The organism is Micromonospora sp. NPDC049175 (assembly GCF_043197345.1).
In the GTDB taxonomy this organism is placed as follows: Bacteria; Actinomycetota; Actinomycetes; order Mycobacteriales; family Micromonosporaceae; genus Micromonospora.
Genome location: NZ_JBICSY010000019.1, coordinates 1 through 15,489, shown reverse-complemented (window position 1 = coordinate 15,489; position 15,489 = coordinate 1). Strand labels below are relative to the sequence as shown.

Annotated in this window: 2 pseudogenes; both read right to left on the bottom strand. The window is 71.7% G+C overall.

The window, feature by feature from the left end:
• Nucleotides 1-11,333, bottom strand: a pseudogene (locus ACGFH8_RS35040) (SDR family NAD(P)-dependent oxidoreductase); the annotation flags it as partial.
• A gap of 279 nt (nt 11,334-11,612) precedes the next feature.
• Nucleotides 11,613-14,871, bottom strand: a pseudogene (locus ACGFH8_RS35035) (SDR family NAD(P)-dependent oxidoreductase); the annotation flags it as partial.
• Nucleotides 14,872-15,489 lie beyond the last annotated feature (618 nt).

The window sequence follows — 15,489 nt, the reverse complement described above, 5'->3', positions numbered from 1 at the left end:
ATGCCAGCCCGCTCGAACGCCTCCCACGACGTCTCCAACAGCAGGCGCTGCTGCGGGTCCATCGCCAGCGCCTCACGCGGACTGATCCCGAAGAACGACGGGTCGAACTCGGCGGCGTCGTGCAGGAAGGATCCGACGGCGACGTAGGACCGGCCGGTCTTGCCGGGGTCGGGGTCGAAGAGCTCGGCGAGGTTCCAGCCACGGTCGGCGGGCAGGTCGGAGAGCGTCTCGGCCTCGTCGGCGACGAGGCGCCAGAGATCCTCGGGCGACGCGATCGCGCCCGGGAAGCGGCAGGTCATCGCGACGATCGCGATCGGGTCGCCGGAATCGGCGGCGGTCGTCGGCGCCACCGCGACGGGCTGCGGCCTACGGCCGAGCAGCTCCTGGCCGAGGTAGGCGGCGAGAGCGAGCGGCGTGGGATGGTCGAATACCAGGGTGGCGGGCAGCCGCAGCCGGGTCGCGGTGGTGAGCCGGTTGCGAAGCTCCACCGAGGTGAGTGAGTCGAAGCCGATGTCCTTGAACGCCTGTCCGGGTACGACCGCGTCGGTCGTGGCGTGGCCGAGGACGGCGGCGGTCTGGCCCTGCACGAGTTCGAGCAGCGTACGGTCGCGTTCGGTGTCGTTCATCGCGGCCAGCCGGTCGGCGAGCGTGTCCGCGCCCGCAGCGGCGGCCTGAGCGGCCCGGCCCCGGCGGTTGGTGGTCGGCGCCAAGCCGCGCATCAGGACCGGCAGTGAGTCGGCGGAGGCGCCGCGCAGGGCGGTCCGGTCCAGGCCGGTGGCGGCGACCACCGGGTACGGCGTGGTCAGGGCTTCGTCGAACAGGGCGAGCCCTTCGGCGGTGCTCACCGGCCGGGTTCCGGAGCGGGCCATGCGGCGCACGTCGTCGTCGCCGAGGTGCCCGGTGAGGCCGCTGCGTTCCTGCCAGAAGCCCCAGGCGACGGAGACCGCGGGCAGGCCCTCGGCCCGGCGGCGCTGGGCCAGGCCGTCCAGGAACGTGTTCGCCGCGGCGTAGTTGGCCTGGCCGGGACCGCCAAACAGGCCGGCGATCGAGGAGAAGAGCACGAACGCCGCGAGGTCATGTCCGCGGGTCAGCTCGTCCAGATGCACGGCCGCGTCGGCCTTCGGGCGCAGAACGCCGCTGAGCCGCGACGCGTTCTGCTGTTCCAGGATGCCGTCGTCGAGCGCACCGGCGGTGTGCACCACCGCCGTCAGCGGGCGGTCGGTCGGTTGGGCGGCAAGCAGTGCGGCGAGCTGGTCGCGGTCGGCTGTGTCGCAGGCGACGATGACCGGCTCGGCGCCCAGGGCGCGCAATTCGGTGGCCAGGTCCGCGGCACCTTCCGCCTGGAGGCCACTGCGGCTTGCCAAGACCAGATTGCGTACGCCGTGAGCCTCCACCAGATGACGAGCGACCTGCCGCCCGAGCACCCCCGTGCCTCCCGTGATGAGGACGGTGCCGGCCGGGTCGAGGGCGTGTGGCACGGTGAGCACGAGTTTGCCGATGTGCCGGGCCTGACTGAGGTGGCGCAGCGCGTCCCGGGCGTCGCGGACGTCCCATGCGGTGCGCGGCAGGAACCGCAGCACTCCCGCCTCGAGCAGCGCGACGACCTCGCGCAGGATCTCGCCGATCCGCTCTGGCCCGGCCTCGCCGGTGTCGAAGGCGCGGTAGTGCACCCCGTCGTGGTCGGCGGCGACTCGCTGCGGATCCCGGATGTCGGTCTTGCCCATCTCGATGAACCGGCCGCCGGGCGCGACCAGCCGCAGTGACGCGTCCACGAACTCGCGGGCGAGCGAGTCCAGGACGACCTGGATGCCGCGGTCGCCGGCGACGGTCCGCACCCGGTCCTCGAAGTCGAGGCTGCGCGAGGACGCGATGTGGTCCTCCGCGAAACCCTGAGCGCGCAGGATGTCCCACTTGCCGGGGCTCGCGGTGGCGAAGACCTCGGCGCCGAAGTGGCGGGCCAGCTGGACCGCTGCCATGCCGACACCGCCGGTGGCGGCGTGGATGAGTACCCGGTCGCCGGTGTCCAGCCGGCCCAGGTCGCGCAGCCCGTACCAGGCGGTGGTGAAGACCACGGGGACAGTGGCGGCCTCGGCGAACGACCAGCCGGCCGGCATCGGCACGACGGTTCGCGCGTCGGCGACGCTGAGCGGCCCGAACGAGCCGGGCAGGAAGCCGAGGACGCGGTCGCCGACGGTCAGGTCGGTCACGCCGGGACCGACCTCGACGACGACACCGGCGCCCTCGGTGCCGAGCAGTGCGTGCTCGGGATACATGCCCAGTGAGATCAGCACGTCGCGGAAGTTCACCCCGGCGGCGCGTACGGCGACCCGCACCTGCCCCGGCTCCAGCGTCGCGGCGGCGTCGGGGCAGGGCACGAAGTCGAGATCGTCGATGGTTCCGCCGTCACCGGCCGGTTCCAGCCGCCACGCCTCGTCGGGCTGGAACCGGGGCACGGCCGGCGTCCGCGGCGCGGTGGTGGACAGCCGCGGCACCTGGGCCGTGCCGGCGCGAAGGGCCAGCTGGGGCTCACCGGAGGCGACGGCGGCGGCGAGCGCGCGATGCGACTCCGGCCGCTCGTCGACGTCGGCCAGCACGAAGCGGCCGGGATATTCGGACTGGGCGGAGCGCAGCAGGCCCCAGACCGCCGCCTGCGCGGGCTGCGCAACCGTGTCACCGGGTGCGGCCGCGACCGCCCGCTCGGTCATCAGCACCAGCCGGCTCTCCGCGAGGGCCGGCTCGGCGAGGAACTCCTGCACCTGCCCGAGCACCACCGAGCCGAGTCGGTGCGTCCAGTCGGTGCCGGCCGATGCGTCGCCGCGCGGGCAGGTGACCACCACGACGTCGGGTACCGCACCGCCGGCGGACGCCTCGGCGACGACCGTGGCCAGGTCGGCGCGCGCCTCGACGTCCACGCCGGCCGAGGCGAGCGGCCCCACCAGGTCCAGGCCGTGCCCGTCGACGACGGTCCAGCGGCCGGCCGGTGTCTCCTCCGGTACGGGCACGGCGGGCCAGTCCAGCCGCAGCAGCGCGCCCGATCCGGTACGCGTCTCGGTCGGGGTCGCCGCACGCAGCACGAGCGAGTCCACGGTGGCCACCGGTGCGCCGGTGACGTCGGCGACGCGGATACGGATCTCCCGGTCGCCGAGGCGGGTCAGGTGGACGCGCAGCCGGTCCGCGCCGGCGGCGTGCAGCCGTACGCCGGTGAACGCGAACGGGAGCAGCACCGCCGGAGGCGCGTTCCGGTCCCGTTCGGTGAGCAGCATGCCGTGCAGCGCGGCGTCGAGCAGTGCGGGGTGCAGGCCGTACGCGGCCGCGCCGTCGCGTGCGTCGTCCGGTAGGTCGACCTCCGTGTACACGTCGGCGCCGGACAGCCAGGCGGCCCGCAGGCCCTGGAACGTGGGTCCGTAGCCGTAGCCGGCGCCGGTGAGGCGCTCGTACAGGTCACCGGTCTCCGCCGCGATGGCACCGGGCGGCGGCCACGCGGTGAGGCCGGGTTCGGCCGGTGCGGGGGCGATGGCGAGGGTGCCTTCCGCGTGGCGGGTCCACTCGCCGTCGTCGCCGGAGATCCGGCCCGAGACCGTTAGCCCGCGGTCGCCGTTCTCGTCCGGTTCGCCGACGCCGACCTGCACGTCGACACCGCCGGTGCGCGGGATCGCCAGGGGCGCGTGCAGCGTGAGTTCGCGCAGGAGCGTGGCGCCGACCTCGTCGCCGGCGCGGACGGCCAACTCCACGAAGCCGGTGCCGGGCAGGATGACGGTGTCTTCGACGGTGTGGTCGGCGAGCCACGGCTGCGCGGCCAGCGAGAGGCGGCCGGTGAGCAGGGTCCGGTCGCCTTCCGCCATGCGGACGACGGCGGTGAGGAGTGGGTGGTCGGCGGCCTGGAGTCCGGCGGCGGTGACGTCGCCGCGCGCTCCGGTGGGAGTGATCCAGTAGCGCTCGTGTTGGAAGGGGTAGGTGGGCAGGTCAGCGGGAGTGACGCCGGCGAACTGGGTAGCCCAGTCGATCGGGACGCCCTGCACCCACGCCTCCGCCGCCGACCGCACCACCCGATCCCAACCACCCTCGCCACGACGCAACGTCCCCACCACCACCGGGGCATCAATGTTGAACGTCAACACCGGATGAGCACTGGACTCCACGAACACGTCGAACCCGTCACCGGCCAACGCCTGAACCGCGTCAGCGAACCGCACCGTCGACCGCACATTCGCGAACCAGTACTCGGCGTCGAGCTGCACGCTCTCATCCAGCACAGCCCCGGTGAGGGTGGAGTACATCGGCAGCGCACCCGGCTGTGACGTGATCCCGGCCAGGGCGGTGAGGAGTTCCTCGCGGATGACGTCGACCTGGGCGGTGTGCGAGGCATAGTCCACCGGCACCAACCGAGCCCGCACCCCCCGCTGCTCGCAGGCGGCGACGAGTGCCTGCACCTCGGCAGGATCACCACCGACGACGACCTGGGACGGGCCGTTGACCGCGGCCACACTCAGCCCGTCGGTCAACAACACCTGCACCTCAGCGGCGGGCAGCCCGACCGACGCCATCGCCCCCGCACCCGCCAACCGCTGACCAACGATCCGGGACCGCAGCACCACCACCCGCAACGCGTCTGCCAACGACAACCGACCCGCGACATACGCGGCGGCGATCTCACCCTGCGAATGCCCGACAACGGCCGCGATCGGCAGGCCGAGGGACTGCCACACCCGTGCCAGACCGGCCATCACCACGAACGAGACCGGCTGCACCACATCCACCCGATCCAAATCACCACCACGCAACACCGAAGTCAGCGAGAAATCCACCAACGGCTCACACTCCGCCACCCAGGCGGCGAACACCGGCGACTCATCAAGCAACTGGCCGCCCATGCCGACCCACTGCGCCCCCTGACCGGGGAACACCAACACCACACGATCCCGCGACGCCACAGCGGTGCCCTCGATCAGCTCGTCACCGACCCGCACCGCCCGATCCTCGAACACCGACCGCCGCACCAACCCAGCACCGGTAGCGGCCGAGTCATCGGTGACCCGCTCCTGCAGCGCGGCCAAAGCCGCCTGGCCACGGGCGGAGAACACCAACGGCACAACAGGCAACTCCCGCGACACCACATCCGCGGCCTCAGGCGCCGGAGCCTGCTCCACGATCACATGCGCATTCGTCCCCGAAACACCGAACGACGACACCGCCGCCCGCCGCGGCCGACCGACCTCCGGCCACTCCCGCGCCGACGTCAAGAGCGAGACCGCCCCTGCCGACCAGTCGACGTGCGGTGACGGCTCATCCACGTGCAACGTCGCCGGCAACACCCCGTGCCGCATCGCCTCGACCATCTTGATCACGCCCGCGACACCGGCCGCGGCAGCCGTGTGACCGATGTTCGACTTGATCGACCCCAGCCACAGCGGCTCGGACCGATCCTGGCCGTACGTGGCCAACAACGCCTGCGCCTCGATCGGGTCACCCAGCGTGGTACCGGTGCCATGCGCCTCCACGACGTCCACATCCGCCGTCGACAGTCGGGCATTGGCGAGGGCTTGACGGATGACGCGTTCCTGCGACGGCCCGTTCGGCGCGGTCAGGCCGTTCGACGCGCCGTCCTGGTTGACCGCGCTGCCCCGGATCACCCCGAGCACCCGGTGTCCGTTGCGCTCGGCGTCGGAGAGCCGTTCCAGCAGCAGCACGCCGACGCCCTCACCCCACGCCGTACCGTCAGCGGCCGCCGCGAACGCCTTCACCCGCCCGTCCGGGGCCAGCCCGCGCTGCCGGCTGAAATCGACGAAGGACGTCGGTGTGACCAGGATCGAGGCGGCGCCGGCCAGTGCCAGCGAGCACTCACCCTGGCGCAGCGACTGGAGGGCCAGGTGAATCGCGACAAGCGAGGACGAGCACGCGGTGTCGACCGAGACCGCCGGGCCTTCCAGGCCGAGGGCGTACGCCACCCGGCCGGAGACGACGGCGGCCATGCTGCCGGTCAGCAGGTAGCCGTCGAAGTTCTCGCCGGCCTCGGCCACCAGCGTGCCGTACTCCTGACCGCTGGTGCCCACGAAGACGCCGGTGTCGCTGCCGCGCGCGGACTGCGGGTCGATCCCACCGTGCTCGAACGCCTCCCAGCACGTCTCCAGCAGCAGCCGCTGCTGCGGGTCCATGGAGAGCGCCTCGCGCGGGCTGATGCCGAAGAACCCGGCGTCGAAGTCGCCGATCCCGGCCATGAAGCCGGCCTTGTTGACGTAGCTCTTGCCGGGCTGCTCCGGGTCGGGGTGGTAGATGCCGTCGATGTCCCAGCCGCGGTCGGTCGGCATCTCACTGATGGCGTCCATCTCGTCGGCGACAAGTCGCCACAGGTCGGCCGGTGAGCCGACACCACCGGGATACCGGCAGCTCATACCCACGATGGCGATCGGTTCGTCGGAGGCGGTGGCGGCCGCCGCGACCCGGGTGGCGGCGACCCGGCCGCCGGGCAGGAGCCCGTCCAGGTGGCGGGCCAACGCCTGCGGGGTGGGATGGTCGAAGACCGCCGTTGCCGGCAGGCGCAGGCCGATGGCACCGCTGAGACGATTGCGGACGTCCACCGCCGTCAGCGAGTCGAAGCCGAGGTCCTTGAACGGCCGGTCGGCGACGACCGCGTCGCCGGAGGAATGACCGAGCGCGGCGGCCGCGTGCGTACGCACGAGATCCAGCAGGTAGCGGGCGCGCTCGTCCTCGGTCATCCCGTCGAGAGGCGTACCCGTCGCGTCGCCCGTCGTCCGCGCCGCGGCCCGCCGGCGCGGCCCGGTGGCCAGCGCCTCGAGCAGCACGGGCAGGTCGGCGTCCCGGCGCAGTGCCGCGGTCCGCAGCACGAACGGTGCGACGACGGGCTCGTCCTGGGCGACGCCCGCGTCGAACAGCCGCAGTGCGTCGTCGGCGTCGAGTCGCCCGAGGCCGTTCCGCAGCATCCGCTGGGCGTCTCCCCCGCTGCTCTGCCACGGGCCCCAGGCCAGTGAGGTCGCGGGCAGCCCCTGGTCCCGGCGGTGCTGGGCGAGCGCGTCGAGGTAGGCGTTGGCCGCGGCGAAGTTCGCCTGACCGGGAGCGCCCAGCAGGCCCGCGACGGAGGAGAAGAGGACGAATGCCTTCAGATCCTTGGTCAACTCATGCAGATGCCACGCACCATCCACCTTCGCCGCCAACACACTGTCCAACCGCTGCGGAGACAACTGCTCCACCACACCGTCATCCAACACACCCGCCGCATGCACCACCGCCGACAACCCCGGCAAACTCTCCACCAACGCCGCCACCTGCGCCCGATCCGACACATCACACGCCACCACCCGAACACCCACACCCAACCCCACATCCACCACACCCCGACGACCCACCAACACCACCTGCGACACACCATGACGCGCCACCAAATGCCCCGCCACCAACCGACCCAACGCCCCCGTACCACCAGTCACCAACACCACATCACCAAACACACCCCCACCCCCACCCGGAGCCGCAGCCGCAGCCGCAGCCGGAACCGCAGCCGGAACCGCAGCCGGAGCCGGAGCCGCAGCCGAAGCCGCAGCCGCAGCCGAAGCCGCACCATCAACCCGCACCAACCGCGGCTCCAACACCACACCACCACGCACCCACACCTGCGAACGCCCACACCCCGCCCCCACCCCCGCATCACCCTCCACCAACACCAACCGACCCGGATGCTCCGACTGCGCCGACCGCACCAACCCCCACACCGCCGCATGCGCCAACGAGCCACCCGACACCGCACCCTCAGTCACCACCACCAACCGACCCGCATCCGACGCCACGAACCCCTGCACCGCCGCCAACACCTCACCCAACACCACCCGCACATCACCACCACCAACCCGCAACACCACATCACCCGACGTATCCACACCCCCCGACTCCACCGGAACCCACCGCACCGCGTGCAGGGCCCCGTCAGCGGGCACGGTGGACTGCTCGGAGGCGAGCAGGCGCAGGTCGACCGAGTCGGCCGTGAGGACCGGGGCGCCGGTGGCGTCCGCCGCGTCGAGCCGGAACCGGCGCTCGCCGAGGCGGCGGAGGCGGGCCCGCAGGTGGGTGGCGCCGGTGGCGTGCAGACGGACGCCTGTCCACGCCGGCGCCGCGAAAGTCTCGGCACCAGCGTCCAGCGCCGCGGAGGCTTCCCCGGCGGCCCGCAGGACCGCGTCCAGCAGGCGCGGATGCAGACCGAACGGCGTCTCGTCGTCGCCGCTCTCCAGTTCGACGTACGTGTCGTCGCCGCTCGTCCACATCGTCCGCACATCGGCCGGCAGCGTGTCGTCCGGGACCGGGCTGGCATCGGTGGGCGGCCACGTGGTCAGGCTCTCGCCGGACATCGCCGGTTCGACGGCGAGCGTGCCCTCCGCGTTGACTGTCCACGCCGCGTCGGTGGCGCCCGCTGGGTGCGACGAGACGGTGATCCGGCGGCTGCCGTCCTCGGCGGGTGCGTCGACCCAGACCTGAACGTCGGCCGGAAGCGTGAGCGGTTTCTGGGTCTTCAGGTCGCGTACCGCACCGGCACCCACCTCGTCGCCGGCGCGGATCGCCAGCTCGACGAGTCCGGCGGGCGGAAATTCCGAGCCCCCGTACCAGGGCTGTGTCGTCAGCCGTCCGGTGAGGATGAGCTGGCCGGTTTCGGCGACCGGCAGCACGGCGGAGAGGAAGGGGTGCGTGATGGGTTGGAGGCCGGCGGCGCGCACGTCGCCGGTCGGCTCGACGTCGTCGATCCAGTAGCGCTCGTGTTGGAAGGGGTAGGTGGGCAGGTCAGCGGGAGCGATGCCGGCGAACTGGGCGGCCCAGTCGATCGGGACGCCCTGCACCCACGCCTCCGCCACCGACCGCACCACCCGATCCCAACCACCCTCGCCACGACGCAACGTCCCCACCACCACCGGGGCATCAATGTTGAACGTCAACACCGGATGAGCGCTGGACTCCACGAACACATCGAACCCGTCACCGGTCAACGCCCGCACCGCATCAGCGAACCGCACCGTCGAGCGCACATTCGCGAACCAATACTCGGCATCGAGCTGCACGCTCTCATCCAGCAACCCGCCGGTGAGAGTCGAATACATCGGCAGCACACCCGGCTGTGACGTGACCCCCGCCAAAGCGATAAGCAACTCCTCGCGGATGACGTCGACCTGGGCGGTGTGCGACGCGTAATCCACCGGCACCAACCGGGCCCGCACCCCCCGCTGCTCACACCCGGCAACCAACGCCTGCACCTCGGCAGGATCACCACCCACCACCACCTGCGACGGACCGTTGACCGCAGCCACACTCAACCCATCGGTCAACAACACCTCCACCTCAGCGGCAGGCAGCCCGACCGACGCCATCGCCCCCGCACCGGCCAACCGCTGACCAACGATCCGGGAACGCAGCACCACCACCCGCAACGCGTCTTCCAACGACAACCGACCCGCGACATACGCGGCGGCGATCTCACCCTGTGAATGCCCCACGACGGCCGCGATCGGCAGGCCGAGGGACTGCCACACCCGTGCCAGACCGGCCATCACCACGAACGAGACCGGCTGCACCACATCCACCCGATCCAAATCACCACCACGCAACACCGAAGTCAGCGAAAAGTCCACCAGCGGCTCACACTCCGCCACCCACGCGGCGAACACCGACGACTCATCAAGCAACTGGCCGCCCATGCCGACCCACTGCGCCCCCTGGCCCGGGAACACCAACACCACACGATCCCGCGACACCACAGCGGTGCCCTCGATCAGCTCGTCACCGACCCGCACCGCCCGATCCTCGAACACCGACCGCCGCACCAACGCAGCACCAACCGCAGCCGAATCACCAGAAACCCGCTCCCGCAACGCCGACAAAGCCGCCTGACCACGCGCGGAGAACACCAACGGCACAACAGGCAACTCCCGCGACACCACATCCGCGGCCTCAGCCGCAGGCGCCTGCTCCACGATCACATGCGCATTCGTCCCCGACATGCCGAAAGCCGAGACACCGGCCCGCCAGGGTCGATCCACCTGAGGCCACTCCCGCGCCTCGGTAAGCAGCGATACGGCACCGGCCGACCAGTCCACGTGGGGCGTCGGCTCGTCCGCGTGCAGGCTGGCGGGCAGCTTCCCCCGCTGCAACGCCATCACCATCTTGATGACACCGGCGACGCCAGCCGCGGCGGCCGTGTGACCGATGTTCGACTTGATCGACCCCAGCCACAGCGGCTCGGACCGGTCCTGGCCGTACGTGGCCAACAACGCCTGCGCCTCGATCGGGTCCCCGAGCCGGGTACCGGTGCCATGCGCCTCGACCGCGTCGACGTCCGCCGCGGAGAGTTCGGCGGCGGCGAGCGCCTGCCGGATGACCCGTTCCTGGGATGGCCCGTTCGGCGCGGTCAAACCGTTCGACGCGCCGTCCTGGTTCACCGCGCTACCACGAATCACGGCCAGCACCCGATGACCGTTGCGCTCCGCGTCCGAAAGCCGCTCCAGCACGATCACACCGACGCCCTCACCCCAACCGGTGCCGTCCGCCTCCGCCGAGAACGCCTTGCACCGACCATCCGGCGACAAACCCCGCTGCCGACTGAACTCGACGAACAGCTTGGGCGTCGACATCACTGTGACGCCGCCGGCCAGGGCGAGACCGCATTCGCCGCGCCGCAGCGACTCGGCGGCCAGGTGAATGGCGACAAGCGACGACGAGCAGGCGGTGTCGACCGCGACCGCGGGACCTTCCAGGCCGAGCGTGTACGAGATTCGCCCGGCGACCACGCTGCCGGAGCCGCCGGTGAGCAGGTATCCCTCGTTGCCGCCCGCGCCCGAGCGCACCAGCGGCGTGTAGTCCTCGCCGCCGTAGCCCATGAAGACGCCGGTGTCGCTGCCGCGCAGCTCGCCGCCGGAGAGACCGAGACGTTCGAACGCCTCCCAGGACACCTCGAGCAGCAGCCGCTGCTGCGGGTCCATGGCGAGCGCCTCGCGTGGGTTGACGCCGAAGAACGCGGCGTCGAAGTCGGCGGCACCGGTGAGGAAGCCGCCCTCGCGGACGTAGCTCTTGCCGGGCCGGTCGGGGTCCGGGTCGTAGAGGGAGTCGTTGTCCCAACCGCGGTCGGTGGGGAACCCGGAAATGGCATCGGTGCCACCGGCGAGCAACTCCCACAGCTGTTCGGGGCTGCTCACCCCGCCGGGGAAACGGCAGCTCATCGCAACGACGGCGATCGGTTCCCTGGCCCGTTCCTCGACCTCTTCGAGCCGCCGCCGGGTCCGCATCAGATCGGCGGTGACCAGCTTGAGGTAGTCGCGGTACTTGTCCTCGTTCGCCATGTGTACGTTCAGCTCCTTGCGCGGCTCAGGCGCGCCCGAGTTCCCGGTCGATGAGGTCGAACATGTCGTCGTCGGTTGCGGTGTCGAGTACGTCGTCGTCGATCTCCGGCGCGGCGGTGCCGTACGTGTCGGTCCACCGGCGCAGCAGCGTCTGCAGGCGGTTGGTGACCCGGTCACGCACGTCGTCCTCCGGTTCGGCGCCGGCCAGGGCCGCTTCGAGCCGGTCCAGCTCGGTGAGGACGGCCGGGTGATCCTCGACCGGAGGGGCGAGGCGGCCGTCGATGGCGGCGGCGAGGGCCTCCGGGGACGGGTGATCGAAGACCACGGTCGCCGGTAGCCGCAGCCCGGTGACGCCGTGCAGGTGGTTACGCAGCTCGACTGCTGTCAGCGAGTCGAAGCCCAGGTTCTTGAAGGACTCGGCGGGGGCGACCGCGCCGGTGTCGGCGTGGCCCAGGACGAGCGCGGCGCTCCGGCGTACCAGATCGAGCAGTTCTCTGTGCCGTTCCTTGCCGGACATCGCCGCGAAGCGCTCGGCGAACGACGCCTCGGCGTCGTCCGTGGCGGCGGAACGCCGGCGGACGGCGGGCTGGACCAGACCTCGCAGCAGCACCGGGATGTTCTCCGGCGGCATCGATCGCAGCGCGCCTCGGTCGAGAGGGGTGAGTGCGACCGCAGGCTCCGTGCCGGCGAGCGCCGCGTCCAGCAGGGCGAGGCCGGCCTCGGTGCTCAACGGCGCCATTCCGGTACGCGCCACCCGGCGCACGTCCGTGTCGGCGAGACTCCCGGTGATGGCGCTGCGGTCGCTCCAGAAGCCCCAGGCCAGGGAGCGGGCCGGCAGGCCGTGCGCGGCCCGTTGCCGGGCGAACGCGTCGAGGAAGGCGTTCGCGGCGGCGTAGTTGCTCTGCCCGGCGCTGCCGAACAGGCCGGCGACCGAGGAGAAGAGCACGAAGGCCGCGAGATCGTCGCCATCGGTCAGTTCGCCCAGATGCATGGCGGCGTCCACCTTGGACCGCATCACGGCGTCGATCCGGTCAGGGGTCTGCTGTTCGACGGTGCCGTCGTCGACCACCCCGGCGGTGTGCACGACCGCGGTCAGCGGCCGGTCCGATGGGATCGTTGCCAGCAGCGCCGCGACGGCATCCCGGTCGGCGACGTCGCAGGCCGCCACGGTCACCTCGGCGCCGAGCGTGCGCAGCTCGTGGACGAGGTCCCCGGCACCGGCGGAGTCCGATCCCCGCCTGCTGGTCAGCAGCAGGTTCCGCATGCCGTGCGCGGTCACCAGGTGCCGGGCCACGTGCGCGCCCAAGGTACCGGTGCCACCGGTGACCAGCACGGTGCCGGCAGGGTTCAGCGGTGCCGGAACGGTCAGTACGATCTTGCCGATGTGCCGGGCCTGGCTCATGTGGCGCAGCGCCTCCCGGGCGTCGCGCACGTCCCACGCGGTCACCGGCAAGGGGCTGAGGTCACCGCGCTCGAAGAGGGCGAGCACCTCCCGCAGCATCTCCCCGATCCGCTCCGGGCCGGCCTGCGAGGTGTCGAAGGCCTGATAGCGAACGCCGGGGTGGGCTGCGGCGACCTGCTCCGGGTCCCGGATGTCGGTCTTGCCCATCGACACGAACCGGCCGCCGCGCGGCAGCAGCCGCAGCGACGCGTCGACGAACTCGCGGGCGAGCGAGTCCAAGACCAGGTCCATCCCGGCGCCGCCGGTCGCCGCCCGGAACTGCTCCTCGAAGTCGAGTGTGCGCGACGATGCCAGGTGATCATCGTCCAGGCCGAGCCGCCGCAGCGCGGGCCACTTGCCGGGGCTGGCCGTGGCGAAGACCTCGGCGCCGAGGTGCCGGGCGAGCTGGACTGCGGCCATGCCCACGCCACCCGCGGCGGCGTGCACCAGGACCCGCTGGCCGGCGGTCACGCCGCCGAGGTCGCGCAGGCCGTACCAGGCGGTCGCGAACACCACCGGCACCGCCGCGGCTTGCGCGAACGACCAGCCCGCCGGCATACGCACCACGGTCCGCGCGTCGGCGACCGCCAGCGGGCCGAACGCGGCGTCCACGAAGCCCATCACCCGGTCGCCGACACTCACATTTGCCACTGCGGAACCGGTCTCCGTGACGACGCCGGCGCCCTCGGTGCCCAGGAACGCCCGCTCCGGATACATGCCCAGGGCGATCAGCACGTCGCGGAAGTTCACGCCGGCCGCACGCACCGCCACCCGGATCTGCCACGGCTCCAACGGGGCCGCCGCGTCCCCATCCGGTGTGAAGGCGAGTTCGTCCAAGGTGCTGCCGGTCGCGGTGAGCCGCCAAGCACCGTCCGGCACCGGCAGTGGCGCATTCGGCGCGACCAGCCGTGGCACCAGGAACTGGCCGCCCCGGATCGCCAGTTGCGATTCGCCGGTCGCGGCCGCCGCACGCACCACGGACTCATCCACGCCGCCCGGAGTGTCATCGTCGATCAGCACGAACCGGCCCGGATGCTCCGACTGCGCCGAACGAACCAGGCCCCACGCCGCGGCCGCGGCCGGATCGACGACCTCACCGGCCACCGCGGCAACGGCGCCCCGGGTGAGCAGCACGAGTCGCCCGCCGCCGAGCTCCTCCTCGGCCAGCAGCCTCTGCACGGCAGCGAGCGCGCTGCCCGCGGCCGCACGGGCGGCTACAACCGGGTCGGCATCGCTGACGTCCACCGGCACCACGTCGATGTCTGGCTGCGCGCCGTCCGCTTCCCCCGCCTCGACCACGGACCAGTTCAGCGTGAACAGCGCGTCACCGCCCGCGTCCGTACGTACCTCCGCGGCCGGACGCGTCGCCACCTCTCCGACGTTGACGACCAGATCACCCTTCTGATCCACCGCCGTCAGCGCGAACCGGCTGTCACTCAGCGGCCGCAGCCGAACAGCCAGCCGGTTGGCACCGACGGCATGCAACCGCACATCGCTGAAACTGAACGGCAGCAACGACCGGACCGCGCCACCCTCGTCGGCGAGCAGCGTCGCCTGGAACGCCGCGTCGAGCAGCGCCGGATGGATGCCGTACCCCGTGGTATCGGTGCCATCGGGCAGTTCCACGGCGGCGTAGACGTCGTCGCCGTCCGTCCAGACGGCACGCAGGGATTGGAAGACCGGGCCGTAGCGGTAACCAGCGGCAGCCAAACGGTCGTAGAGACCATCCATCGCAACCGCCTCGGCTCCCGGTGGTGGCCAGGCGGTGAGGTCGGGGTCTGTTTCTGGTCGGGTGTCGGCGGTGAGGACGCCGGTGGCGTGTAGGCCGGTGGGAGAGGTGATGGTCAGGTCGTGGTGGCCGTCGGTGCCGGTCGGGGTGATCTGCACCTGAATGTCGGAGGGGATGGTCAGCGGGGCGTGCAGGGTGAGTTCGCCGACGGTGGTGGCGCCGATCTGGTCGCCGGCGTGGATGGCCAGATCAACGAACCCGGTCCCGGGCAGGATCGGGGTCCCGGCGATGACGTGCTCGCCCAACCACGCTGTTCTCGCCGCCGTCAACCGCCCGGTCAGGACCAGATGCTCGCCGACGGTCACGGCGGCGGACAACAACGGATGAGTGACCGGCCGCAACCCGAACGCCGACGCGTCCCCAACCGCCGGACTAGGAGCCAACCAGAACCGTTCCCGCTGGAACGGGTACGTCGGCGCCACCGGAATCGACTCCACATCCGGTGCCGGAACGATCGCATCCCACGCGACCGGGGTCCCGGTCACGAACAACCGGGCAACCGCAGTGAGAAGGGTGACCACCTCATCGCGATCCCGCTGATCGGTGACCGCCGTGGAGGTGGTGACCTCGGTGGCGTCGCGCGGGTCGGTGCTCGCCGTGCGGGGGGCGGCCTCGGTGGTGTCCTGCTGGTCGGCGAACGCCGTGGGGGCGGTGTTGTCGGTGGCGTCGCGCTGGTCAGTGGTGGCGGGTTCGGTGGTGGCGGGTTCGGTGGTGGCGGGTTCGGTGGTGGCGGGTTCGGTGGTGGCGGGTTCGGTGGTGGCGGGTTCGGTGGTGGTGGGTTCGGTGGTGGTGGGTCGGGGGCGGGGGCGGCGGCCGGTCGCGGCAATAACCACCGGATCAGCAGTCAAACAGCCCGGTAGCAACGCGGCTAACACCGCGTCCGGGCCAACCTCCAACCACCGATCCACACCCGCACGCTCACCCGCCCGCAC